29 protein-coding genes and 1 tRNA gene are annotated in these 24,441 nt (G+C 60.3%); 21 read left to right on the top strand and 9 right to left on the bottom strand.

Annotated elements, in window-relative coordinates; translation table 11 throughout:
- Positions 1-419: 419 nt before the first annotated feature.
- The 8 genes from cas2 to ACH2AT_RS07875 all read right to left on the bottom strand — a co-directional run bounded on the left by cas2 (position 420) and on the right by ACH2AT_RS07875 (position 8,719).
- Positions 420-710: a CRISPR-associated endonuclease Cas2 gene (gene cas2, locus ACH2AT_RS07910; RefSeq protein ID WP_394964992.1), complete on the bottom strand. Its 291-nt coding sequence runs from the start codon at positions 708-710 to the stop codon at positions 420-422.
- 28 nt (positions 711-738) lie between these two features.
- A complete protein-coding gene (gene cas1c, locus ACH2AT_RS07905; protein ID WP_394964990.1) occupies positions 739-1,770 on the bottom strand; it encodes a type I-C CRISPR-associated endonuclease Cas1c in 1,032 nt (343 codons plus the stop codon).
- Complete coding sequence (cas4, locus tag ACH2AT_RS07900) at positions 1,767-2,438, bottom strand: CRISPR-associated protein Cas4 (protein WP_394964989.1); 672 nt, start codon at positions 2,436-2,438, stop codon at positions 1,767-1,769. The genes cas1c and cas4 overlap by 4 nt, the downstream gene beginning before the upstream one ends.
- Entirely contained in the window at positions 2,435-3,319 is an 885-nt protein-coding gene (gene cas7c / locus ACH2AT_RS07895) for a type I-C CRISPR-associated protein Cas7/Csd2 (RefSeq protein ID WP_394964987.1), read from the bottom strand. Before cas7c ends, cas4 begins: the two co-directional genes overlap by 4 nt.
- Position 3,320: 1 nt before the next feature.
- Positions 3,321-5,048, bottom strand: a complete 1,728-nt coding sequence (gene cas8c / locus ACH2AT_RS07890) for a type I-C CRISPR-associated protein Cas8c/Csd1 (RefSeq protein ID WP_394964985.1) — start codon at positions 5,046-5,048, stop codon at positions 3,321-3,323.
- The gene (gene cas5c, locus ACH2AT_RS07885; RefSeq protein WP_394964984.1) at positions 5,045-5,689 is read right to left on the bottom strand and encodes a type I-C CRISPR-associated protein Cas5c; all 645 of its coding nucleotides are present in this window, start codon (positions 5,687-5,689) and stop codon (positions 5,045-5,047) included. Before cas5c ends, cas8c begins: the two co-directional genes overlap by 4 nt.
- Before the next feature lie 271 nt (positions 5,690-5,960).
- The gene (locus ACH2AT_RS07880) at positions 5,961-8,120 is read right to left on the bottom strand and encodes a CRISPR-associated endonuclease Cas3'' (protein WP_394964982.1); all 2,160 of its coding nucleotides are present in this window, start codon (positions 8,118-8,120) and stop codon (positions 5,961-5,963) included.
- A gap of 146 nt (positions 8,121-8,266) precedes the next feature.
- Positions 8,267-8,719 (bottom strand): SWIM zinc finger domain-containing protein, encoded by a 453-nt coding sequence (locus tag ACH2AT_RS07875; protein WP_394964980.1) that lies wholly within the window; start codon positions 8,717-8,719, stop codon positions 8,267-8,269.
- 361 nt (positions 8,720-9,080) lie between these two features.
- On the opposite strand from ACH2AT_RS07875, the gene ACH2AT_RS07870 reads away from it, so the two are divergent.
- Entirely contained in the window at positions 9,081-9,950 is an 870-nt protein-coding gene (locus tag ACH2AT_RS07870) for a transposase (protein WP_394964978.1), read from the top strand.
- Between the two features lie 158 nt (positions 9,951-10,108).
- Here the strand turns inward: ACH2AT_RS07870 and ACH2AT_RS07865 are convergent.
- A tRNA-Leu gene (locus tag ACH2AT_RS07865) sits at positions 10,109-10,194 on the bottom strand.
- Between the two features lie 238 nt (positions 10,195-10,432).
- Between ACH2AT_RS07865 and ACH2AT_RS07860 the strand changes: the two genes are divergently transcribed.
- The 20 genes from ACH2AT_RS07860 (at position 10,433) to rpsQ (ending at position 24,379) form a co-directional block, all read left to right on the top strand.
- Positions 10,433-10,984: a sigma-70 family RNA polymerase sigma factor gene (locus ACH2AT_RS07860; protein ID WP_394964976.1), complete on the top strand. Its 552-nt coding sequence runs from the start codon at positions 10,433-10,435 to the stop codon at positions 10,982-10,984.
- 117 nt (positions 10,985-11,101) lie between these two features.
- Entirely contained in the window at positions 11,102-11,380 is a 279-nt protein-coding gene (locus tag ACH2AT_RS07855) for a zinc-ribbon domain containing protein (RefSeq protein ID WP_330056356.1), read from the top strand.
- A 138-nt stretch (positions 11,381-11,518) separates the two neighbouring features.
- Entirely contained in the window at positions 11,519-13,783 is a 2,265-nt protein-coding gene (locus tag ACH2AT_RS07850) for a DUF2142 domain-containing protein (protein WP_394964974.1), read from the top strand.
- An 85-nt stretch (positions 13,784-13,868) separates the two neighbouring features.
- Positions 13,869-14,069, top strand: coding sequence for a DUF1858 domain-containing protein (locus tag ACH2AT_RS07845; protein ID WP_177521652.1), 201 nt, complete (start codon positions 13,869-13,871; stop codon positions 14,067-14,069).
- Positions 14,056-14,754 carry a class I SAM-dependent methyltransferase gene (locus ACH2AT_RS07840; protein WP_394964972.1) on the top strand — a complete coding sequence of 233 codons (699 nt, stop codon included), beginning with the start codon at positions 14,056-14,058 and terminating at the stop codon, positions 14,752-14,754. Before ACH2AT_RS07845 ends, ACH2AT_RS07840 begins: the two co-directional genes overlap by 14 nt.
- Positions 14,741-15,487 carry a Nif3-like dinuclear metal center hexameric protein gene (locus ACH2AT_RS07835; RefSeq protein WP_394964970.1) on the top strand — a complete coding sequence of 249 codons (747 nt, stop codon included), beginning with the start codon at positions 14,741-14,743 and terminating at the stop codon, positions 15,485-15,487. The genes ACH2AT_RS07840 and ACH2AT_RS07835 overlap by 14 nt, the downstream gene beginning before the upstream one ends.
- Before the next feature lie 12 nt (positions 15,488-15,499).
- Positions 15,500-16,135: a hypothetical protein gene (locus tag ACH2AT_RS07830; RefSeq protein ID WP_394964968.1), complete on the top strand. Its 636-nt coding sequence runs from the start codon at positions 15,500-15,502 to the stop codon at positions 16,133-16,135.
- Positions 16,136-16,195: 60 nt separating this feature from the next.
- Positions 16,196-17,947, top strand: coding sequence for an NFACT family protein (locus tag ACH2AT_RS07825; RefSeq protein ID WP_394964966.1), 1,752 nt, complete (start codon positions 16,196-16,198; stop codon positions 17,945-17,947).
- Positions 17,948-18,032: 85 nt separating this feature from the next.
- Positions 18,033-18,701 carry a hypothetical protein gene (locus ACH2AT_RS07820; RefSeq protein ID WP_394964964.1) on the top strand — a complete coding sequence of 223 codons (669 nt, stop codon included), beginning with the start codon at positions 18,033-18,035 and terminating at the stop codon, positions 18,699-18,701.
- Positions 18,702-19,189: 488 nt separating this feature from the next.
- Positions 19,190-19,501 (top strand): 30S ribosomal protein S10, encoded by a 312-nt coding sequence (rpsJ, locus tag ACH2AT_RS07815; protein ID WP_330055782.1) that lies wholly within the window; start codon positions 19,190-19,192, stop codon positions 19,499-19,501.
- A gap of 154 nt (positions 19,502-19,655) precedes the next feature.
- Entirely contained in the window at positions 19,656-20,288 is a 633-nt protein-coding gene (rplC, locus tag ACH2AT_RS07810) for a 50S ribosomal protein L3 (protein ID WP_394964962.1), read from the top strand.
- A gap of 14 nt (positions 20,289-20,302) precedes the next feature.
- Positions 20,303-20,926, top strand: a complete 624-nt coding sequence (gene rplD / locus ACH2AT_RS07805; RefSeq protein ID WP_394964960.1) for a 50S ribosomal protein L4 — start codon at positions 20,303-20,305, stop codon at positions 20,924-20,926.
- A complete protein-coding gene (gene rplW, locus ACH2AT_RS07800; RefSeq protein ID WP_394964958.1) occupies positions 20,926-21,219 on the top strand; it encodes a 50S ribosomal protein L23 in 294 nt (97 codons plus the stop codon). Before rplD ends, rplW begins: the two co-directional genes overlap by 1 nt.
- Positions 21,220-21,317: 98 nt before the next feature.
- A complete protein-coding gene (rplB, locus tag ACH2AT_RS07795; RefSeq protein ID WP_394964956.1) occupies positions 21,318-22,148 on the top strand; it encodes a 50S ribosomal protein L2 in 831 nt (276 codons plus the stop codon).
- Positions 22,149-22,163: 15 nt separating this feature from the next.
- Positions 22,164-22,436: a 30S ribosomal protein S19 gene (rpsS, locus tag ACH2AT_RS07790; RefSeq protein ID WP_058965300.1), complete on the top strand. Its 273-nt coding sequence runs from the start codon at positions 22,164-22,166 to the stop codon at positions 22,434-22,436.
- 20 nt (positions 22,437-22,456) lie between these two features.
- Positions 22,457-22,792, top strand: coding sequence for a 50S ribosomal protein L22 (rplV, locus tag ACH2AT_RS07785; protein WP_394960465.1), 336 nt, complete (start codon positions 22,457-22,459; stop codon positions 22,790-22,792).
- Between the two features lie 16 nt (positions 22,793-22,808).
- The gene (gene rpsC / locus ACH2AT_RS07780; protein ID WP_394964955.1) at positions 22,809-23,495 is read left to right on the top strand and encodes a 30S ribosomal protein S3; all 687 of its coding nucleotides are present in this window, start codon (positions 22,809-22,811) and stop codon (positions 23,493-23,495) included.
- Positions 23,495-23,926: a 50S ribosomal protein L16 gene (gene rplP / locus ACH2AT_RS07775; protein ID WP_394964953.1), complete on the top strand. Its 432-nt coding sequence runs from the start codon at positions 23,495-23,497 to the stop codon at positions 23,924-23,926. Before rpsC ends, rplP begins: the two co-directional genes overlap by 1 nt.
- On the top strand, positions 23,926-24,111 hold the full coding sequence (gene rpmC, locus ACH2AT_RS07770; protein ID WP_394964951.1) for a 50S ribosomal protein L29: 186 nt from the start codon (positions 23,926-23,928) through the stop codon (positions 24,109-24,111). Before rplP ends, rpmC begins: the two co-directional genes overlap by 1 nt.
- 13 nt (positions 24,112-24,124) lie before the next feature.
- Positions 24,125-24,379, top strand: a complete 255-nt coding sequence (rpsQ, locus tag ACH2AT_RS07765) for a 30S ribosomal protein S17 (RefSeq protein ID WP_394964949.1) — start codon at positions 24,125-24,127, stop codon at positions 24,377-24,379.
- Positions 24,380-24,441 lie beyond the last annotated feature (62 nt).

Raw genomic sequence — 24,441 nt, 5'->3', positions numbered from 1 at the left:
TTCTATCCACGCCCGTCGCGTCGAGGGCGACTTGGAGCACCTGCAGGGTGAGGTTCGTGAATTGTCTATTTCTATCCACGCCCTCCGCGTGGAGGGCGACCGCTCTGCTGCGTAAATGCCGTGCCGGAGATGTGATTTCTATCCACGCCCTCCGCGTGGAGGGCGACAGACCGTGGATGGGTACAGTGTGAGTTACCGCACATTTCTATCCACGCCCTCCGCGTGGAGGGCGACGGCAAAAGTTCACAAAATATTGTTTCCTTTTGCAGCACAAACACAAAAATTGGTCGTTCGGATATTATAAATCATCCTCTTTTTGACTCTGTCAGAACTATTTTGCGCTTTTTTAGCGTCGTTTCTCAGCTGTCTTTTGGTGCGAAACTCCCTGTGCTTTCCTGTCTGCTTGCCCTTCGCACCCGCTACAACAGCAGTATATCGTCCTGCGGCCACTGCGGGCAGCGCCCGATATGCTCCATCTTCCTTTTGTAAGAGTTCCCCAAACAGTAAAATCGCAGGCTATCGCATTCCGGATCGATCAACTTCGTCAGTTTTGCTTTTAAAACCGCATATTGCGCCGCATCCAGCAGGCATTCGAACACTGAATTTTGTACGCGCTGCCCGTGGTCAACACAAATTTTTGCAACCTTGCGCAGACGTTTGCGTCCGGCCGGTGTTTCTGTGTTTACATCGTAGGTGATCAGCACCAGCATATCACACGCCCCTTTTGCGCCTTTTGCTTCACTTCCAGAAAAACGGCGGATATTCCTCCAGATCGCCGCGCAGTGTACGGGCAAGCAGCAAAGCCTGCACGTAAGGCACCAGTCCCCACGGCAGCTTTTCACCCAGAAATGGATGTGTGATGGTTTCCTGTTTGCGTTTTTGCCAGGCGGAAAGGAACGCTCTTCTTCCTTCCTCCGTCAGCCAAACGGCACCGCTGTCCTGCCGCTGGCAATGCTTTCCTGTAACGATTTTCTGGTTGATACAGGACAAAACGAACCGGTCGGCATACACCGGTCGAAGTTCCTCCATCAGGTCCAACGCCAGACTGCTTCTTCCCGGACGAGGGCGATGCAAAAAACCCACATACGGGTCCAGCCCTACGCTTTGCAACGCGGACGCACATTCCCGGGCAAGCAGCGCATATGCGAAGGAAAGCACTGCATTGACAGGGTCCAGCGGCGGGCGGCGACTACGGCCGGTAAATGCAAAGTCTGTTCGCTGCTGTAAAATCAGACTGCCGAACCCATCGAAATACCTTTGTGCCGCTTCTCCCTCCAATCCCCGCAACTCTTCCAAGGCGCCACACTCCCGGATCCGTACCAAGGAAGATGCCAACTGAGACGAGATCCCTTTCAGCTGTTCCACCGGCACGCGCTGAGGATGGTCACGGGTGGCACGCTCCAGCACCCAGCGCGCGTTGTACACTTTTCCCAGGATAAACCCGCATGCATACCGGCAGCTGCGCGCGGGATCATCCGCAATTCGATATTGCTGCTGGCGAAGCAGCACGTTGCCGCGTTCTTCTCCAACAGTACGGGCCAAAAACCGGCCATTGGGTGTGAAAAACGCCAGATCGATCCCTCGCTCGGCGCAAGCACCCATCAGCGCGGGGGATGCGCCTGCATAAGCAAAGGTGAGAATGCCCTCCAGCGTGTGCAGCGGAAACCGTGCCGCCTCTGCTCCATTCTGATTCACCACCACGGTTTCGCCCTCCAGCGAAATATAGCTTTCCGGTGTAAGAACGAACAATGTATTCAGCAGCTTTCTCATGTGAGTTCCTCCGCGTTCTGCTCGGTCAGGTGTCTGTGAATATACTCATTCACATCACTTTTCCTGCACAGCGCCGGCAGGCAGATTTCCTTCAGCGAACAGGCATTGCAGTGCTTCCCGGGGCGCACCTTCGGCGTATACCCGCGGGCAAAGTATTCGTTCATCTCTGCGGCAGTGCGGCGCGTTTTCTTTCGCAGCTCCGGCGTGAACTCCACAAGCTCCCGCCGGCGTGGCTGCGCATAGTACAGCGCACCGCGCGGCACGCTGCACACCAGCATTTCCTCCAACGCCATTCCCTGCGCGCACAGCTGCAACCGGTCGGCATCGCTTTCCTTTGGGGCGCCATGCTTGTATTCCACCGGCAGGGGCAGCCACAAGCCTTCCTGCCCCTGCAAAGGAATACCTTCCGAATCAAGCGAAAACTCCACCACATCGCACACGCCGGACAGCTTCAGCGTGTGCGATGTTACCCGCATTCCCCGCACGATCAGCAGATCGTTCCGTTTTTCGCGCAGCGTCTCGTCGTGACAGCGCTGATGATCCAGCCTGCCCTCGGCGGTTCGGAGATTCTCCCGCCATTGCTGCTCCAGATGGATCAGTGCCCATTGGCGGCGGCAGAAGCAAAAATGCTGAATGCCCGACAGCAGCAGGTATTCACTTTCCATCATCCCAACCGTTCACAGGTCACTCCAGAAGGCAGGGCGTCCTCCACCGTTACCTGATAGTCACGATAGCAGCGTGCCACGGCTACCTCCGGCTTGCGTTCCACATGTACCGCATCAAACAGCTTATAGGCGGGCGCATTGCCCAGCTCGCTGTCATGACGGAACACGATCAGCTCTCGAACCGCCATCTTGCCCCGTGCGGCGCTGTGGTCATTCTCAAACATGTTCAAAATCGCCTGCCACAGAAGCTGCAGATCATCCTCCGAAAATCCGGTCGTTTTGCGGGCCAGATTCGCCGACACATATCCTTCTGCACGATACAGGCCATACGGCACGATGTATTTGCGGCCCATCTCAGTGCCCTTGTTTTCGGCATCTGCCTCTGTAGTGATGGCCACACGGGTGATAGTGACCTCCTGCGGCAGGATCGGGTCCACACTGCGGGCAAAGCCCAGCTGCACCGGACCGCGCACCTGCCCACAATTCAGCGCCCCTTTTACAAAGGTGGTCATAACGGCGCCGAAAGTGCGAATGTCGTAAAAATTGCCGCACATGAAATTGCGGATTTTTTCATCCAGAGCGGGGTCATCCTTTTTGGCCGCCTTCAGGTCTTTATCCACCTTCAAATACTCCAGTGCCTCGGCGTCACTGCGCTGCAGCGGGACCTGATCCTTGATGTAAATCCGATAGCCCGGGGCGTCTTCTTTTGCTGTTTCCACATAATTGCGAATCTTGCGCTTCAGGCAAACATCGGTCACAAGGCCATACCCCGTTTCAGGATCGATGCGCGGCATATTACCCGCATCCGGATCTCCGTTGGGGTTGCCGTTTTCCACATCGAACAGGATCACAAAGTCATAGCGGTTTTTAATGATTTCAGACATTTTATACTTCCTCCTTCTTGGCATAGCGCTTCTGTGTTTCGTGATAATAGCCGATTTGAAAGGCACTCTGCTCCGGCAGGGCCAGGCGGGTGGGCAGCGTTTGGGTAATGCGGGAATTCAGCTCGGTGATTTTGCGGCTGTAGTGTATGGCCAACCCCTTATCCAGCTTTGTCAGATGCTTTTGCGCCAGGTTGATCAGCAGGGGAAATACCGTTGCAGGCGTTGCCGAAGCCGAATTGAAATAACGGTCCTTGATGGTCGTGCTGATGCCGGGGTTGGCCCGCTGCTGCACATCCTCCAATACCGCGAACAGCCGCCCCAGCAGATACGGCAGATAGTTACTTTGCTCGTTTAGTTCCACAGTCATGACCTCCTTCAGTTGTTCGTCTTTCGTGTTACGCAGATACCAGGCCTTTACGATTGCGGCCCGGCCGCGCGTGATCTCTCGCTCGGCTCGGATGCGCAGCACCGCGCCGTCCAACAGGGCAGCCGGATAGGGCGTTCCATTCAAAACCGCCAGCAAGAGATCTCCCGCCAGCCGCGGGTTCGGCTGCGGATCGCGGGCGTTCTGATTCACCGTTTCCCGCAGCAGCCGCCAGACCGGCAATGTGGGAAATTTGTCAAATGAGGGGCGCACAATTTCCAGATCCCGATAGTGTTTTGCTACGTTTTGAATGAGCGTTCCAAAGCTGTTCTGCCAGAAGAACCGCACCGAAAGGCGCGCGGCATTGGGGGCAAGCCCCAGCACATAAAAGCGTGTATCCGGCGAAAGTTTCTGCTTCTGCCACTCCACCGGCTCTCCCTTGGACAGGTGGATCATAGTCCCCAGGATTTCTCTCTCGTTCACATTGTCATCGTACAGCGCCGCCATCATGAAATCCTGATAGGCGGGTTGTCCACCCGCCGCCCAGCAGACGATGGTGGTATCGCCTGCGCGGCGGGTATGCTCGCGGTCAGCAATGAGGGCGTTGAGGGCTGTGGAATAGGCAAAGGATGCATATTCACCGGTCGGGGCATTTTCCCCCTGTTCATGCTCATACGAGCAGAAGGCCGGTGCATTGAAAGACACCAGTGCCGCGCCAGCGGTCTGTGCGCCCGCCACACCTTTGATATTCGGGTGCAGACGGGCCGTAGGTCCGCGCTGACCGGTGACAAGGCACAGCCCATTTTCTGCATCTTCGCTTTGCTCGTTGGCACGTTGCCAGCTTTCCCGCACCTGCGTGTCTTCCGTCACAGGGCCTCCCTGGTACCAGAACAGAAGATTACCGCCCTTCATCACCTCATCCCACTCATCTTTCAGCGCCGGGTGATCTTTTGCGGTCTGTGGGTCCCAATGTTCATAAAACGCCAGCACCGCGCGCGCGGACGGGCTCCGGGCCTCCTTCAGGATTTTCTCATGCAACATGCGGGAAGCCGCAAAGCATTCTGCGGTACGTTCCGGCTTGCCTTTGGCGTCAGCCCCAAGAAGATAGCCGGATGTATCGCACAGGAAATTGGCCGCTACGCCAGATGACCGCTTAACCGGCTGCGGCACCTCCCGCTCCTGTGGGAGCAGTACCGTTTTCTTGCCCCTCGTCACTTCCTGCTGCAGATGCAGCAACCCCAGCGGCTCGCCATTGTCACCAAGTTCCAGTGCCCACGATACCTTTGCCTTTGCCCAACCCGGGCGCGCGATTTTTCCAAGGGCCAGCAAATCCTCATAATAATCTGTCAAAGCCTGCAGAATCATCGAAGCACCTCACGATCCGCCACATCTACAACGCCCTGCTCCAAACGGGCCCGGAAATAGGCTGGCGTGATATTCTTTGGATCCGAATAATCAAAATCGAACAGCATCAGCCCCAGATCCCGTGTCTCTTCGATCGCAGGGATCGCGCCGCCGGGCCAGCGGCGAAACTTTGCCGGAAATTCTCTGCACCCAAGGTAGGGGGTGTGATAGCATTGCCCACGCTCCATACGCCGAGTCACAATATCCTGAAACTTCCCGGGATTATCCCCGGGCGCAGCACGGTCTGTCATCGTAAAATGCGCCTCAATTACATAATGTACATCCTGTAACACCAGCGATGCCCTCTGCACGATTTCCTGAGGCGAAGCCAGATACAGTGGCTGTCCACTTCCCTGCGCCGCAGCGCGGGCTGCTGTGGCAAGAACCTTACTTTTTACCTCATTGCGGCGTATACTGACAAAACGAATGGGATTGAGTACATAAATCCGATCAATGTGCCAGCGCAGGCCGGGGTGGTAGTAAACCGCCTCCACCAGCCCGCGCGCCGCCGAAGGTGTGGGCACGTCATAAGACATACGCTCAACCTTCAATTCAGGGCGGGAAAAGAGCGCATAGTCGCCCCAGACTTCCAATTGGATCACTCAGCATCACTCCTAACTTCTATTGAATGTATTTTATTTCATCTCGATAATATCTCTTTTGTTTACTTTCGTCAAGCAAAGAAGAAAGAATCATCATTATGCAACAATCGATACCGCTTACATTGTAAATATTTTCCAAATTCATAGTTGTTGTAGTTTGATCGTTGATGGGATATAATAGGACCGTCAGCAATTGCTGTGGGTAGAAATTATTGTATGTATTTTATGGAGAAGCGGCGGCAGGGCCAAAAACCCTGCCGCCCTTCTCTGCTTAAATCATCCAGGCTTTGCCTGCTTCCACATCCAGAGAAAGGCCGGTTTCATGGCTGTACAAAGTATCATCCGTCAGGATCCAGACTTCCCCGGCTGCTGCTTCCACCGCACCGGCCGCATGCAGCGCCGCAAGATGTTCAGGATACACCGTAACGCTGTATTGCCCCAATTTGCGATACAAAGAACGTCCGCCATTTCCCTGCCGCAGGGCGGTGAGCAACTCCCGGTTCTCTTCTGTTGGTATATACACCGTCACCGCGCCGGACTCGATCAAATGGAACCGCTCCGCAGCGGTCGCAAAGGGAAGCGCGCGCCCTTCCATTGTTTCGTTGAAGCCCTTCAAAATTTGTTTCTGGTCCAGTGCATCTTCGCCCTTTACCGCATACAAAAGTGAAAAATACGCTTCGATCGCCTGCGGCTGTGAGACGTCTTCAAAGCTGCGCCACACACTGCGCGCTGCGCCTGCATTTTGACGGATGATCTGTGGGACCGGCTGACCACTCAACCGAAAAACCGAAACCACGCTATCCGCCGCCGGATATTTTCCCTCCCGATTGCAGCGTCCTGCCGTTTGCAAAACCGAATCCAGCCCTGCTTCCTCCCGCCATGCCGCCGGGAAATCCACATCCACACCGGCCTCGATCAACGAAGTGGACACAACACGACAGGGCAGTCCATTTTGTAAGCGGGTACGAATCTCCCGCAACAGACGTTTGCGGTCGGCTGCACAGAGAAGCGTCGTCAGGCAGTAGCTGCCATCGGCAGGCAAATTGCTGTGCAGCCGCCGTGCCGTTGCCCGACGATTGACCACACACAGCACCTGCTGCGCCCGGTTCAATTTCTCTGCCAGCTGCTCTTCTGTGAGTTCTCCCTCATTGCGAAGATCTGTGCGGTGGAAAAAATGGTACAAGCCGGCTGTATCGGTGCAGATCTCCCGCAGCGTCAACCCCGGAGCCAGTTCCCGGAACAATGGCTCCAACGCCGGCTGGGTAGCTGTGCATAAAACGGCGCTCGCCCCGTAATAACGCACCAGCTGACCAATTGACGCCACACAGGGGCGCAGATAAGCCAGTGGAATCGTCTGCGCCTCATCAAACACGATCACGCTATCGGCCAGATTGTGCAGCTTGCGGCAGCGGGAAGAACGGTTGGAAAACAGCGATTCGAAAAATTGCACTGCGGTGGTAACGATCACTGGCGCATCCCAGTTTTCCGTCGCAAGTACCTTGCGATAGGTATTGGGATCTGATTGACTTTCTTCCATCACCGCATCACTGCCCGAATGATGTTCCAGCACATTTTCCTCGCCTAAAACATTGGTAAATACCTCGGCGGTCTGGTCGATGATAGACGTGTATGGAATCACATAAACGATCCGTCGCTTTCCGTGCGCCACCGCATGAGACAGAGAAAAGGCCAGTGATGAAACGGTCTTGCCTCCGCCTGTGGGCACCGTCAGAGTAAAAAGGCCAGGCTGCTCGGTCTCGCCTTTTTCAATACAAGTACGAAGAATCTCACATCGCTTTCTGTTCAGTTCATTTTTCGCATCCCACCAGGGCGCAACATATTCCTGCAATCGAGCAAACAATTCTTCCGGCGGCTGGGCTCCCCCGCGCGCTGCAGGGCCTCCATTCATAAAGGTCTCTGTATCCAGATAATCCGCATCCACCAGGCAGGAATACAGCATCCTGGTATAAAAAGCAGTGGAAAAGCCATCCTGAAAGCACTTTCTTTCCGTCGCATCCGGAAGATTTACCTCCTGCCGCCATTCACTATAATCAGGAATTGAAGTTTTCTTGATGCGAGCAAGCAGGGTAGCCCCTTCCGCATCGCTTTGGGCCCCGCCATCCGGCAAGCCGCTATGGTGCCCTGCCACTGCAAATGCCACCTCCAGCTGCCTCATGGAAAAGGCCTCCTTCGCACCGGCAGTAGAGTGATCTGTTTTTTGCCCGCCAGCCAGTCTTTTTTGGAAAGCATCGCTGTATTTGCCGATATCGTGCAGCATTCCCGCCAGATACGCCTGCCCCGCAGCGCCAAAGGGCTCTGCGAAACCGGCAGCCAGGCTTGCCGTTCCATTCAAATGCTCCAAAACTGTTTGCTGGCGTAGCCCATCCTCGGAAATATGTGCCAATTTGCAGGTTTCATCCATGGAATTCATGTTTTGCCCTCCTTGCATTCAACTGCGAGCCTTTTTTAAAGTATAACACGCTGAATGTCCAATAGTACGGATTTATTCCATGGATTTTCCATTTAACTGACATTACATAAATCTTTTAAAATTTGCGCAATACACCAGAAATCGCTCTATTCCACATAGTCCCGGAAAAAACGATCCCACAGCCATTCCGGCCCCATTTCCAATACTTCCAGCAATCGGTCCTGCGCCTCGCTTTTCTTGAGACTTCGCACATATTTAACCATGCTGTCCGCCCGCTTTTCCAATTCTTCTTCCCACTCATCCTCCGCATGAAGAAGCTCGTCATAATAGCGCTGCGCTTCTTTCGGAAAGGCGGAAAAATAGGTTGCCACCATGTGCTTACAAACAATCCGTCTGCCTGCGGCATGCGGGCAGCTGCAAGAGGATTTCCTGGGATGGCCAATATCAATTTCCACTTTGTAAGGAGCACGTCCATTTCCGGAAACTTCTGCACGAAAACGGCCGTCTCCAATTTCCTCAAGGCCTGCGACACGCCCATCTTTAAAGTATTCATATCCACGCCAACAGGACTCCACACTGGCTGCTGTTAAAATACTCATAAAAAACTCCCCCTCAAGACTACCGACTCCCTTTTGCGATCTCTTATCCACTTTCAAAAATCCCGGGCAAGCGGTAGAAGTTAGTGAAAAGCGAAGAGTGAATAAGGAAAAATCCCGAACGCTTTCGCATTCGGAATTTTTGGAACATCGCAACACTATAGTTTTACAAGTTCCTGTTGCTTTCTTGACAAAGTATTTCTGTATATATCAATTTGCGCTACAATAAATGCCCCTTACTCCATAGTGGCTCTTTCATATTTTAAATACAACTTGAAATATTGTTGGTTTGATGATACCACACTATTTTTGTCTAAGCAACGAGTAGCTACAATAGTGGTATCATTTGCAAGGAGTTGAGTCTATGCCGACAACCTACCCTACCGAACTCAAGTTCAAAATCATCCGCCGTTATGTGAAAGGCGAATCTATTAAAGCGTTAAGCCAGAAACTGCATGTTTCCCAAAGCACCCTATATCAATGGCGCAAGGAATACCGCTCTATCGAAATGCCAAATCGCACCTGCACACCTGCAGAATTTGATGCAATGGCCCGGCGGCTGAAAAAGTTGGAGCATTATATGGAAATCATCCATCAATCCGGTTATCTTTCCAGTGTACCATTACAGAAAAAGCTGGCCACCCTGGAGGAACTATATAACCGACCGGATAATCCGTACAGCGTTTATGAGCTTTGTGATGCGCTGGGGGTTGCAAGAGGAACCTTCTACAACCACGTCTTCCGTGGAGCAGATCGTAGCAAGTATGAGGAGGAGCAGGCTCAACTCATGTTGAAGGTCAAGCAGGTATTTGATGACAGCGAACAACGTTTCGGTGCGGAAAAGATACGCATTGTCTTGGCGGACAGCGGTATCCATGTAAGCAAGAAACGCATTTTAGCCATCATGCAGGAAATGGGCCTCAGCAGTGTCCGGGTAGATGTGAAGAAGCAATTCAAGCGCAAACAACAATATGAACAACAAAACCTGCTGAAACGGGAGATTTCAGCAGGCCATCCAAACCAGATATGGGTCAGCGATATTGCATATTTCTCGACATTCAAGAGAGAGGAAGCCTACCGGAAGGACTATACCGCTGAACAACATTTCTGCAGAAGCGTAGTGGAGCATATTCGGTTCTATAATGAAGTGCGGCCTCACCAAACGCTGAATGATAAGACATCACAGGCATTTGAAGATGCTCACAAGCCTGCTTTATCGGAAAGCACTGTCTAAATTTCAGCCCGACATAAAAATATTGTTTTTGCATTTGAGAAATTTTGAAAAACAAATCAGGAGCTACAAAAAGCAGAAAGCCCCTTGTTACAAGGCTTTCCACATACGATGAGCCCCGCTTTTCGATAAAACAGTTCGAAAAGTGGGGCTCATTCATATGGTGCCGGCGGTGGGACTTGAACCCACACGGTGTTGCCACCAACGGATTTTGAGTCCGCATCGTCTGCCATTCCGACACGCCGGCGTTTTGCGGGGCAACGCATGTATTATACTATGCCTTTGGCGAAAAATCAAGCGGACGCCGCAGGCGAGGCGCGGAGAAGGGGTGAAGTGTGTGAATTCTACAAAGAAAACGGACCTTTTTTGTGAGATACTGGGCAAAACGCTATTGACAAACCGGGTGCCGTGGGATAAACTAAAGAAGATAAAAATTGACCCCGACTGGCCTCTGCGAAAGTCGCCTTTCGCGGAGGTTTTGTCTTATGATCCATCTCACGTCACAGACGCTGGCCCGCGCGCGGGCAGGGCAGGAGGCCGCGGTGGCCGCGGTGCTCACCCACATGATGCCTCTGCTGCGCCGCGCCGCCGCCCGGGCCGTCTGCCCGGGGCTGGAGTTTGACGACGCTTTGCAGGAAGGGATCATCGGGCTGTTCGGCGCCATCAAGACCTATCGCCCCGGCGGCGGCGCGTCCTTCGAGACCTATGCCGCCGTGTGCATCCGCAACGCCGTCGCGGCGGCCCGCCGGGCGGCGGGGCGCAAGAAGAATGCGCCCCTCAACCAGAGCCTGCCGCTGGAGGACGCTTCTCCCGCCCCCGGGCCGGAAGAGCTGGCCATCCACCGCGAGCAGCTGCGCGCCACCGTGGCGGACATCCAGACCCGCCTTTCCCCCTTCGAGCGGAAGGTGCTGGCGGCCCACCTGGCCGGCGGCAGTTACCGCCAGATCGCCTGGCAGCTGGGCTGCACCCCCAAGGCGGTGGAGAACGCCCTTGCCCGCCTGCGCCGCAAACTGCGCGGCGGCTACCCCACGCACTGAGCCTTCGGGCTTAGCATATATGCCCCTGTAGCTTAACACTTAGAGCATTGGTCCAAACCAAAGGTGACGGTTAAAATCCTTCCGCGGGCAAAAATCAAATCAGAGGAGAAATTCACCATGTACGAAGACAAGACCCTGGTATGCAAAGACTGCGGTAAGGAGTTCGTGTTCTCTGCCGGCGAGCAGGAGTTCTACGCCAGCCGCGGCTTCGAGAACGAGCCTCAGCGCTGCAAGGCCTGCCGCGACGCCCGCAAGAACGCCACCCGCGGCACCCGCGAGATGTTCGAGGCCACCTGCGCCGCCTGCGGCAAGGTCGCCCGCGTTCCCTTCCAGCCCCGCGAAGACCGCCCTGTGTATTGCAGCGAGTGCTTCGCCAAGATGAAGGAACAGCAGTGATCGCCCAAAAGGGCGCGGCCATGGGCCGCGCCCTTTTTTTGCGCCCTGGCGGGCCCGAGTTGTTTTTCCCCCCGCTTTGCGGTACAATAAGACCTGTCGAAAACCCGCCGCTTTCGCGGCGACGGAAAGGAGCCCGCCATGGAACGACTGGGCGCTTTTATCAAAAAACACCGCCTCTGGCTGGGCGGGCTGTGCTGCGCGCTGGCGGCGGCCTTTGCCCTTTGCTGGGCGGGCTACACCCTCCATCAGGCGGGCAAAAACCAGAGCGAATACAGGATCGTCCACGATGAATATGTGGAAAAGCAGGGCCTGTATCCCACCGACCCTGCCGCGGGGCTGGTGCAAGGCCTGCCCGCCGGCGAAGGAGAGACCCTCTACGGCGTGCGGCTGATGTTCGTCACCGGCGGGCGGGTGGCTCAAGGCGCCTTCCGGGTGGCGCTGGAGAGCGCCGACGGCCAGACCCTCGCCGCCTGCGACGGCGACATGACCATGCTGCTGGACGGCGCTTTTGTGGATGTCATCTTCGCCTCGCCCGTCACGCTGGAAAAGGGAAGCGGCTACCAGCTGCACGTCACCTTCGCCCCCGCCACCGCCGAAGATAAGGCGGGCCTTGTTTACGGCGAAGGCGGGCAGGCCGACCCGGCCATGCCCCTTGCCGACCGGCTGAGTTCCGACTGGACCCTCCGCACCGCGGCCTTGCAATACATCACCAACCACACCGGCGCCGGCTATGCCCTGCGGGCCTTCGCGCCGCTGGCGGCGCTGGCGTTCGCCGCCGTGATGGGCGGCTGGTGGCTTGTTTTCGCCCGCCGTGCGAAGGCTCATGTGTGCTTTGCCTTCTTCGCGGCGGCGCTGGGGCTGGCGTTCGCCCTCATCACCCCGCCGCTGGGCGGGCCGGACGAATACGGCCATCTGGCCAGCGCCTACGCTTTGGCCAACCGCCTCACCGGCCAGCCGGGCATCACCGAAGGCCCGGAGGGCGAAAGCCTGCTGGCCATGCGGGAGTGCGACGCGGAATACATGCGCGACTCCTCCGGGCCCGTGGGCATCCTGGCCTACAAGACCATGACCGACGAACTGCTCTCCACCGGCAACAGCGGCGCCCTCACCGCCACGGCGCGGGTCAGCCCGCCCTATAATGTGGTGGCGCTGCAATACCTGCCCCAGGCGCTGGGCATCCTGCTGGCCCGGGCGCTGGGCCTTGGCTTCCACGCCATGCTGCTGCTGGCCCGGCTGGGCAGCGTTGCGGTGTACGCCGCGCTGGGCGCGCTGGCGGTGCGCATTGCTCCGGCGCGCAAAAACGCCTTCTTCGCGGCGGGCCTTCTGCCCATGGCCCTCAGCCTGGCGGGCAGCGTCTCCGCCGACACGCTGGTGAACGGGCTGGCGCTGGTGTTCACCGCCCTGTGCCTGCGGGGCCTGCTGTGCGCCGAACAGCTGGGCCGCGCCGGGCAGGCGGGCCTGCTGGCGCTGGCGGCGCTGATCGGCCCCATGAAAGCCATCTATCTGCCGCTGGCGGCTCTGTGCCTGCCCATCCCCGTCGCCGCCCTGGGCGGCAAAAAGCGCAGCCGGGCCTTCAAGGCGCTGGTGTGTCTGGCGGCCCTGGCGGGCTGGCTGTGGTTCAACGGCGCCACCGTGGGCTACATGCTCCGCAGCGTGGACACCTACCGCATCGTCTATATTCTGGTGCGCCTTGTTCCGCTGGCCGCCGCGGCCGCGCTGGCCTGGCGGCGCTGGGGCAGGCGGCCCTGGTTCAAAAAGGCGGCGCTGGCTGCCGCGGTGGCGCTGGCGCTGGCGCTGGCGCGGGGCGCGCTGTGGGTGGCCGCCAACAGCGGCGAGACCCTCACCCCCGAGGAGTACGCCGCCTCCATCCAGCCCAACGGCGAATCCACCTATGTTTACAGCTTCGGCTACATCCTCAGCCACATCCCCCAGACCATCAAGCTGCTGGTGAACACCCTGGGCAGCGAGCTGCCCCGGTATCTCCAGGGGCTGGTGGGCACGCTGCCCGGCGAGCCCATCGTCTACGGGCTGGAGGCCAGCTGGCTGCTCACCATCGCCCTGCTGGCGCTGCTGGCGTGGGCCTGCCTGCAGCCGGTGGAGGCAAAGCCCCTGCTGGGCTGGAGCGCGAGGTGGACGCTGGGCCTTGCGGCGCTGGCGGTGACGGCGCTGAGCATGATGGCCGCCCTGTGCTGGACGCCCATCAACCTGACCACCGTTTTCGGCATGCAGGGGCGGTATCTGCTGCCGGTGCTGCCGGCGGCGCTGCTTGTGTTCAGCGAGGGGCGCACTCTCTGCCTGCGCCGCCCCACCGACGGGGCGCTGCGCTTTGCCGCCGGGGCGCTGGCGGCGGCGGTGGCGCTGCAAAGCCTGGTGCTTTTTGCCTCGGCGGCCTACAAGCCCTGAGACGTTGCAAACCGCATGAAAATCGGATATAGTAATAAACGGGGCGTTGCGCCCCGATCGTGATTTTGAAAGGAAGGACCTTTTTATGACTATCACCCGTCAGACCGTCATCGGCGACATTCTGGATACCGACAATTCCGTGGCCCCGCTGTTCCTGGCCATCGGCATGCACTGCCTGGGCTGCCCCGCCAGCCGCGGGGAGACCATCGAGCAGGCCTGCGCCGTGCACGGCACCGACGCCGACGAGCTGGTGGCCAAGCTGAACGCCCACTTTGGCAACGCCTGAGGCGCCCCGGCTGGACGCGCGCCTTGCCGCCGCGGCGCAGCTGGTGAAGCACGGCGCCGCTGTGGCGGACATTGGCTGTGACCACGGCAAGCTGGCCATCTTCCTGGCGCTGACCGGCCGCGCAAAGCGCGTCATCGCCGCCGACCTGCGAGCCGGCCCGCTGCAAACGGCGGCGGCAAACTGCCGCCGCTATGGCTGCGAGGGCGCGGTGGAACTGCGCCTGGGGGACGGGCTTTCCGTCCTCGCCCCCGGCGAGGCGGACACCCTCGTGCTGGCGGGCGTGAGCGCAAAGACCACCATCGACATTCTTTCCGCCGCGCCCTGGGTGAAAACTCCGGGGATGCGGCTGGTCTGCGTGCCCGCCACCAAAGCCCCGGTGCTGCGCCGGTGGCTGTGGGAGCAGGGCTTTGACATCGAAGAAGAGCGGCTTGCCCTGGCGGCGGGCCGCTGGTACGCCGCCATCGGCGCGGCGTACACCGGCGATGAGCGCCGGCCCGGCTGGGAGGAATGCCTCTTTGGCCGCTGGCGACGGCTGCCGGGGGCGGCGGGCTACCAGGCCCAGCTGGCCCAAAAAGTGGAAAAGGCGCTGCGAGGCTTTGAACCCGGCAGCCCGGAATGGAGAGAGGCGGCGGCGCTGGCCGACCAGCTGCGCCGCCCGCAAGGAGCGGAACATGGCGAAAGTTGAGGAAGTACTCCAGTTCATGCAGCAGCTGGCCCCCCGGGAGCTGGCCGCCTCGTGGGACAATGTGGGCGTTCTGGTGGACTGCGGGGCGGACGTGACCAGCATCCTGGTGGCGCTGGACATCACCGACGAGGTGGTGGCCGAGGCGGAGATCCAGGGCTGCCAGCTCATCGTGGCCCACCATCCGGTGATCTTCCAACCGATGAAGCGCATCGGCAGGGGAGACGTGCCCTTCCGCATGATCAAAAAGAACATCTCGGGCCTGTGCGCCCACACCAATCTGGACGCGGCGGAGGGCGGCGTGAACGACATCCTCTGCAAGCTGTTCGGCGTTGCCGGGGCCAGGGGCTTCGCCGAGGGTGGCATGGGCCGCATCGGCCAGGTCCGCACCGTCAGCGCCGCCCAGCTGGCGGCCCAGTGCCAGGCGACCCTGAACGCGAAGGTGAAGTATGTGGACGCCGGCCGGCCCATCAACACCCTGGCGGTGCTGGGGGGCAGCGGCAGCCACCTCGTCGAGGAGGCGGCGGCCGCCGGGGCGGACGCCCTGCTCACCGGCGAGGCGGGCCACCACGACGCGCTGGACGCGAAGCGCCTGGGCCTGAGCCTCGTCGTTGCCGGGCACTACGCCACCGAGTTCCCGGTGGTGCCGGTGCTGGCGGACAAGCTGTCCCGCCGGTTTTCCGGGGTGCGGGTGCTGTGCAGCCGCCGCAACCGGGAGCCCTTTACCTATTTATAAAGGAGAGCCGCCATGTGGGAGGACGAAAACCGCAGTTCCGTGGGATATAACGAGGAGATGTTCGAGGGGGACGCCCCCTCCGAAAAGCCGCGGCAGGCGGCCCCGGCGCGCCCTGCGGGCCCGGACCCTGCGGCCCTGCTCCAGCGGCAGCTGGCCCCCGGCGAGCAGCTGGTCTGGTGGGGGCAGCCGAAAAAGCTGCACGGGCCCCGCGGCGGCATGCAGAAGCTGTTCGCGGTGGTGTTCCTGGCCTTTGCCTGCTTCTGGGAAGTGAGCGCGCTGCAGGCCCTCTTTGTGGGCGGCGTGTTCGGCGTTATCTTCCCGCTGTTCGGCATCCCATTCATCCTGGTGGGGCTGAAGATGCTGTTCCCCGGCCTTGGCGCTTCCCGCCGCCTGCGCCGGACGGCCTACGGCGTCACCACGCTGCGGGCCATCGCCGTGAGCGGGGGGCGGGTGACCGCCTGGGACCTGGACGCGGTGACCAGCGTGGAAAAATTCTACTACCCCGACGGCACCGGCGATCTGGTGTTGTCCAACGGGCAGGTGGAGCGCTACTACCACAATGGCCGCAGCCACACCCGCGGGGTGACGCTGACCTTCCACGGCCTTTCCGACGTGGACGCCGCCGAGGCGGCCCTGCGCGCCCGCTGAAACGAAAACAAGCCAGCCGTGCCCGCCCGGCACGGCCTTTTCTTATGAGAGGTGAGACCCATGGCACTGGATGCCGCCCTGCTGGCCCTGACCGCCGGCGAACTGAAAAACACCCTGCTGGACGCGAAGATCGACAAAATTTTCGAGCCCACCCGGGACGAGGTGCTGCTCACCCTGCGCACCCGCACCGACACCTTCAAGCTGCTGCTCAGCGCCCGCAGCGGCTCCGCCCGCATCTGCCTGACCGAAGAGACCTTCGAGAACCCCCAGACGCCCCCCAGCTTCTGCATGCTGCTGCGCAAGCACCTCACCGGCGGGCGGCTCACCGCCCTGGAGGTGGAGCCGGGGGACCGGCTGGTGTTCCTGCGCTTTTTGTGCACCAACGAGATGGGCGATCTGGTGGAGAACGTGCTGGCGGTGGAGCTGATGGGCCGCTATTCCAACCTGGTGCTCACCCGGGACGGCCGCATCATCGACGCCCTCAAGCGGGTGGACTTTGAGGACTCCGACATCCGCCAGCTGCTGCCGGGCCTGCCCTACACCCTGCCCGCCAAGCCCGCCAAGGCGGATTTCTGTTCCATGACCTCCGCCCAGCTGGTGGAGGCTGCCTGCAAGCTGGACCTGCCGCTGCATCAGGCGCTCATCAAAAGCTGCGCCGGCGTGGGGCCGGTGGTGCTGCGGGAGGCGGTGTTCCGCGCCTTCGGCGGCGAGACCGCCCTGCTGGCCAGCGAGCTGGACGAAGGCCGGTGCGCCGCGCTGGCGGCGGCCTTCGAGGCCATCCACGCCGACCGGCTGGCGGGGGGCAGGCCCTGCCTTGCCGCCGACGACGAGGGAAAGCCGGTGGAGTTCAGCTTCACCCCCCTCACCCAGTACGGCGGGGGCCGCCTGCAGTTTTACGACAATTTCAGCGAGATGCTGGAGGCCTACTACTGCCGCAAGGACCGGGCCGAGCGCCTGCGCCAGAAGAGCCGCGACCTGCACAAGACGGTGAAGAACCTCCACGAGCGGGCGGTGCGCAAGCAGGCGGCCCGCAGAGAGGAGCTGGCCGCCAGCGGCAAGGCCGACCAGCTGCGCCTCTTCGGCGAACTGCTGCAGGCGAACCTCTGGGCGGTGGAGAAAGGAGCGAAAAGCGTCACTGTCACCAACTACTACGACGGCCAGCCGGTGACCATCCCCCTGGACGTGCGCCTCTCCGCCAGCGCCAACGCCCAGAAGTATTTCAAGGACTACAAGAAAAAACAGACGGCGGCCAAAATGCTGGTGAAACTGCTGGAGCAGGGCGAGCAGGAAATAGAATATCTGGCCACCGTGCTTTACGAGGTGGAAACGGCCCCCGGCGAGCAGGCCCTGGGGGAGATACGCCAGGAGCTGAAGGGCCAGGGCTACCTCAAGTATTATAAGGTAAGGGACAAAAAGCAAAAACCCGCCGACTTCTACCGCTACCGCTCCTCCGACGGCTTCCTCATCCTGGTGGGGCGCAACAACCTCCAGAACGAAAAGCTCACCCTCCACACCGCCCGGGGCAGGGACCTGTGGTTCCATGTGAAGAACGCCCCCGGCAGCCACACGGTGGTGATGAGCGAGGGAAAGGACATTCCCCTGGCCACCCAGAACGAGGCGGCCCAGCTGGCGGTGCTCCACTCCAGCCTGGCGGGCGGCGTGAAGGTGCCGGTGGACTACACCTTCGTCAAGAACATCCGCAAGACCGGCGACCTGCGCCCCGGCATGGTGCTCTATGAAAGCTACGAGACCGCCTACGTCACCCCGGAGCCGGGCCTGGCCCAGCGGCTCGCGCTGCCGAAAACCAGGTGACAATCGCCCGTTTGTCTGCTATACTGATAAAAAACGCCGGCCCGGCCCTTTGGGGCAGGGCTGCCCCCGGAAGGAGTGACCCTTGATGTACTGCAAACAATGCGGAGCCTGCCTGCCCGACGGCACGGCTGCCTGCCCTGCCTGCGGCTGCCTGCTGGCCCCGGCCTCCGCGCCGGAAGCCCCCGCTGCGGGACCGGAGGAAAACGCCGCCCCGGCCCCTGAAGCCCCGGCGGTCCCCGGTGATGAAGCGCCCGCGGCCCCCGCGCCCGAAGCGACCTCCCCGGAAGCGCCCGCGGCCGAGCCGCCCGTCTCCGGCCCTGTGCCCGGCAGCGTGCCGCCGCCCCGCTATCAGGTGCCCGCCTACGCCCGCCCCGCCGCCGGCGGTCCCGCCGGTCCCAACGGCCCGGTGAACGGCGCGCCCGCGCCCCAGCCCGGCCCTGCGCCCCAGCCCGGCCCCGCGCCCCAGCCCGGCAGCTATCTGCCGCCTCCCGCCGCGCCCCTGAGCCCCACCGTGGGCATGGGCGAGTGGCTGTGGAGCAGCATCGTGGCCGCCATCCCCGTGGTGGGCTTCATCGTGCTGCTGGTGTGGTCCTTCGGGGGCGGGGCAAAGCTCTCCAAGCGCAACTGGGCCCGGGCCAACCTCATCCTCAGCGTCGCCATGACGCTGGTGTGTGCGCTGCTTTTCGTGCTGTTGATCGCGGTGGCCGGCTTGGCGCTGAGCGACCCCTATTATTACTATAATTACTATTATTAAAGAAGGACGGGGCGGCCCCGCCGCCCAAACGCCGCGGAAAAGGCCGCTTTTCCGCGGCGTTTTCCGCCCTGCGCGGGCTTTGAACAAAACAGAGAAATTTTTTTGAAAAATTCTAATTTTTTTACAAAAAGGTCTTGCAACGCCCGGCGGGGTGTGTTACAATAACACTCGGCTGCAAATGGCTTGTGTACCAAGCTGCGCAAGCCATGATATGCGTTGATGCGGGAGGTTGCCGTGGCAGCACGGGTTTTTCCGCGGAGTATGTCCGATCTAGAACCGGGCGAAAGAATTACTGAGAGCAAAGGGATACGTACACGGTGCCGTCTTGCGCGGTGTACCAATGTCCATCGCACTTTGCCACAGGTCTGTCCGGGGGAACTGCCTAGCGGTTCACCGGCTTTTCTCGTGCCAAAATGTGAAACACCCGGAGCAGTGTTCAGTGGTTTATCGGTCCGCCTAGGCACCAAATTTAACAGGAGGCGAACAAAATGGCAGTCAAGGAGAAAATCAGAATTCGTTTGCAGAGCTACGATCACCAGCTGATCGATGCCGCTGCGGAGAAGATCGTTGAGACCGCGAAGCGCACCGGCGCCCGCGTGTCCGGCCCGATCCCCCTCCCCACCGACAAGGAAGTGGTCACCATTCTGCGGGCTGTTCACAAGTACAAGGACAGCCGCGAGCAGTTTGAGAGCCGCACCCACAAGCGTCTGATCGACATTCTGAAGCCGTCCAACAAGACGGTCGAGGCTCTCACGAGCCTGCAGCTCCCCGCCGGCGTCGAGATCGAGATCAAGCTGTGAGCCCATTCCAATCAGTAAGGGCGGCCGCCGAGCCGCCAACTGCTGAACGGCGAGCAGCGAGCTTTCGCTCGAAGACACAAAGCGGAGAGGTCATGTTGGCGCTGTAAAGTTACTCGCGGCGTCAACCAATAACCTTTATAGGAGGAAAAGGAAAATGCAAAAAGGTATCATCGGCAAGAAGCTGGGCATGACCCAGCTGTTCGACGAGAGCGGCAAGGTCGTTCCCGTGACCGTGATCGAGGCCGGCCCCTGCACCGTGGTGCAGAAGAAGACCGTCGAGAGCGACGGCTACCAGGCCGTGCAGCTGGGCTTTGGCGACATCGCCGCCCGCAAGGTCACGAAGCCTGCCAAGGGCCACTTCGACAAGGCGGACGTCGCCCCCAAGAAGACCCTGCGGGAGTTCCGCCTGGCCGACATCAGCGGCCTGAACGTGGGCGACATCCTGAAGGCCGACGTGTTCGCCGCCGGCGACCGCATCGACGTCGTGGGCGTCAGCAAGGGCAAGGGCTACGCCGGCACCATCAAGCGCTGGAACGGCCACCGCCTGCGCGAGAGCCACGGCACCGGCCCCGTTTCCCGGCATGCCGGCTCCATGGGCCCCTGCTCCACCCCCAGCCGGGTGTTCAAGGGCAAGAAGCTGCCCGGCCATCTGGGCGCCGAGCGCGTCACCATCCAGAACCTCACGGTCGTCAAGGTGGACGCCGAGAATAATCTGATCGCCATCAAAGGCGCGGTCCCCGGCCCCAAGGGCGCTGTGGTCTGCATCAGCGATAGCGTGAAGGCGTAAGGAGGGAAAGCACAATGGCAAAATTTGACGTTTTGGATATGAACGGCAAGAAAGTTTCCACCGTAGAGCTTTCCGACGCCGTGTTTGGGATCACCCCCAACGAGAAGGCTGTTCACGCCGCCGTGGTCAACTTCCTGGCCAACCAGCGGCAGGGCACCCAGAGCACCAAGACCCGCAGCGAGGTTTCCGGCGGCGGCCGCAAGCCCTGGCGCCAGAAGGGCACCGGTCATGCCCGCCAGGGTTCCACCCGCAGCCCCCAGTGGACCCACGGCGGCGTTGCCCTGGGCCCCAAGCCCCGCGACTACAGCTACCGGCTGAACCGCAAGGTCAAGCGCCTGGCCATCCTGAGCGCCATCAGCGCCAAGGCTGCCGCCGGCGACATGATCCTGGTGGACAGCCTGAGCGTGGCCGAGTATAAGACCAAGGCCGTGGTCAGCATGCTGAGCGCCGTGGGCGCCGGCAAGAAGAACCTGATCGTCACCCCCGCCGTGGAAGAGAAGCTGGTCAAGAGCGCCGCCAACATCCCCGGCGTCAAGACCACCGTCGCCACCAGCGTGAACACCTACGACGTCGTGAACGCCGACAAGTTCATCCTGAGCGTGGACGCGGCCAAGAAACTTGAGGAGGTTCTGGGCTGATGAAAACTGCACATGACATCATTCTGGCTCCCGTCATTACCGAGAACTCTATGATGGGCGTCGCCAACAAGAAATACACCTTCAAGGTCGCCACCGACGCGGGCAAGATCGAGATCGCCGACGCGGTGGAGAAGCTGTTCGGCGTGAAGGTCGCCAAGGTGAACACCATCAACGTGCGGGGCCGCTGGCGCCGCCAGGGCCTGCACGGCGGCTACACCGCCGCTTCCAAGAAGGCCATTGTGACCCTGAAAGAGGGCAGCAAGGGCATCGACTTCTTCGAGAGCATGGTCTAAGCTGCTCTTCGAAGGCAGCTCCTTTGAGCCTGAGCAAGGCTCGCGTATGGGGATATGACCCCGATAACAATTCATAAGTCAAAAAGGAGAATACCGCAATGGCTATCAAAAAGTATAAGCCGACTACCCCGGGCCGCCGCGGCATGACTGTTACCGATTACAGCCAGCTGAGCAAGGTCGAGCCCGAGCGCAGCCTGCTGGAGCCCATGAAGAAGGCTTCCGGCCGCAACAACACCGGCCGCATCACCGTCCGCCATCACGGCGGCGGCAACCGCACCAAGTACCGCGTGATCGACTTCAAGCGCAACAAGTTCGACGTGCCCGCCACGGTCAAGACCCTGGAGTACGATCCCAACCGTTCTGCCCACATCGCTCTCATCGAGTACGCCGACGGCGTCAAGAGCTACATCCTGGCTCCTGAAGGCCTGAAGGTGGGCGACACCGTGATGGCCGGCCCCAACGCCGACATCAAGCCCGGCAACGCCCTGCCCTTCGCCAACATCCCCGTTGGTACCATCATCCACAACATCGAGCTGTACCCCGGCAAGGGCGGCCAGCTGGTGCGCAGCGCCGGCAACATGGCCCAGCTGATGGCGAAGGAGAACGGCTACGCCCTGATCCGTCTGCCCAGCGGCGAGATGCGCAACGTGCCTCTGAACTGCATCGCCACCATCGGCCAGGTCGGCAACGTGGATCATGAGAACGTCAACCTCGGCAAGGCCGGCCGCAAGCGCCACATGGGCTGGCGGCCCACCGTCCGCGGTTCCGTCATGAACCCCTGCGACCACCCCCACGGCGGCGGCGAGGGCAAGAGCCCTGTCGGCCGTCCCGGCCCTGTCACCCCCTGGGGCAAGCCTGCGATGGGTTACAAGACCCGCAAGCATCATAACCGCTCTGACAAGTTCATTGTCAAGCGCGCCAACGGTTAAGAGAGGAGAACGAACATGGGTAGAAGTGTTAAGAAAGGACCTTACGTCCTGCCTGTTCTGCTGAAGCGCGTTCAGGAGATGAACGCCGCCGGCGAGAAGCGGGTCCTGAAGACCTGGAGCCGGTCCTCCACCATTTTCCCGGATTTCGTCGGCCACACCTTCGCGGTGCACGACGGCCGCAAGCATGTGCCCGTTTATGTGACGGAAGATATGGTTGGCCACAAGCTGGGCGAGTTCGCCCCCACCCGTACCTTCAAGGGCCATGCCGGCTCCAAGACCGGCAAGTAAGCAAAAGGAGGAGTAGAGCAATGGAAGCTAGGGCACATCTTAGATACGCCCGCATCAGCCCCCGGAAGGTTTCGGTCGTGCTGGATCTGATCCGCAACCAGCCTCTGGACAAGGCGCTGGCGATTCTGCAGTACACCCCGAAGGCCGCCTGCGAGCCCCTTCTGAAGCTGGTGAAATCTGCCGCCGCGAACGCGGAAAACAACCACAACATGGACAAGAACAGCCTGTATGTGGCCGAGTGCTTCGTCACCCCCGGCCCCACCCTGAAGCGCATCCGTCCCCGCGCCCAGGGCCGCGCGTTCCACGTGCTGAAGCGCACCAGCCATGTCACCGTGGTTCTGAAAGAGAAAGAGTAAGAAGGAGGTAAACACAATGGGCCAGAAAGTGAATCCCCACGGTCTTCGCGTGGGCGTCATCAAAGATTGGGACAGCCGCTGGTTTACTTCCAAAAAGGAATTCGGCGACACCCTGGTCGAGGATTACAAGATCCGCAAGACCCTGAAAAAGCAGCTCTTCGGCGCGGGCGTGCCCAAGATCGAGATCGAGCGCACCCTGGACGCCCAGTCCGGCAACTACAAGCTGAAGGTGAGCATCTGGTGCGCCAAGCCCGGCATGGTCATCGGCAAGGGCGGCAGCGAGATCGTCAAGCTGCAGGACCAGCTCTCCAAGATGGTGGGCAAGCCCGTCAACGTGAACATCGTTGAGGTCAAGAACATGGACACCAACGCCCAGCTCGTGGCCGAGAACATCGCCGGCCAGCTGGAGCGCCGCATCGGCTTCCGCCGTGCCATGAAGCAGTGCATGGGCCGCGCCATGCAGCGGGGCGCCAAGGGCATCAAGACCCAGGTCGCCGGCCGTCTGGGCGGCGCCGACATCGCCCGCACCGAGACTTACCACGAGGGCACCATCCCCCTGCAGACCCTGCGCGCCGACATCGACTACGGCTTTGCGGAGGCTGCCACCACCTACGGCCGCATCGGCGTGAAGGTGTGGGTGTACAAGGGCGAGGTCCTCAAGGGCGCCAAGCCCGCCGCCCGCAAGGAAGGAGGCAATAAGTAATGTTACTGCCTAAGCGCGTTAAATACCGCCGCGTCCACCGCGGCCGCATGACCGGCAAGGCCATGCGCGGCAACACCGTGAACCAGGGCCAGTACGGCCTGGTCGCGCTGGAGCCCGGCTGGATCGACAGCCGCCAGATCGAGGCCGCCCGTATCGCCATGACCCGCTACATCAAGCGTGGCGGCAAGGTTTGGATCAAGATCTTCCCCGACAAGCCCGTTACCGAAAAGCCCGCCGAGACCCGAATGGGTTCCGGCAAAGGCAGCCCCGAGTACTGGGTGGCTGTGGTCAAGCCCGGCCGCGTGCTCTTCGAGCTGGCCGACGTCAACGAGGAGACCGCCCGCGAGGCCCTGCGCCTTGCCATGCACAAGCTGCCTGTCAAGTGCAAGTTTGCCAAGCGTGAAGACGAAGTGAAGGAGGTCGAGGGCTGATGAAAGCTGCAGAACTGCGCAACATGTCCGCCGCGGATCTGAACAAGAAGCTGGGCGAGCTGAAGGAAGAGCTGTTCAACCTGCGCTTTCAGCACGCCATCAACCAGCTGGAGAATCCCGGCCGCATCGACATCGTCAAGAAGGACATCGCCCGCGTGCTGACTGTCCTGGCAGAGAAAGCGTAAGGGAGGTTAAACGATGGAACGGAATTTGAGAAAGACCCGTGTGGGCACCGTCGTGTCCGACAAGATGGATAAGACCATCGTGGTCGCCGTGCGCGACAGCGTTCAGCACCCCCTTTACAAGAAGATCCTGAAGCGCACCGTGAAGTTCAAGGCCCACGACGAGAAGAACGAGTGCGGCGTTGGCGACCGTGTGATGATCATGGAGACCCGGCCCCTGTCCAAAGACAAGCGCTGGCGCATGGTCAAGATCGTTGAGAAGGCGAAATAAGCCTGGTACTTTGAAAGGAGGATCTGGCAATGGTTCAGATGCAAACGTATCTCAAAGTGGCC

The organism is Candidatus Allofournierella excrementigallinarum, assembly GCF_944388085.1.
Lineage (GTDB): Bacteria > Bacillota > Clostridia > Oscillospirales > Ruminococcaceae > Allofournierella_A > Allofournierella_A excrementigallinarum.
Note: the sequence above shows the minus strand (reverse complement) of the source record. Positions and strands in the feature narration are given on the sequence as shown.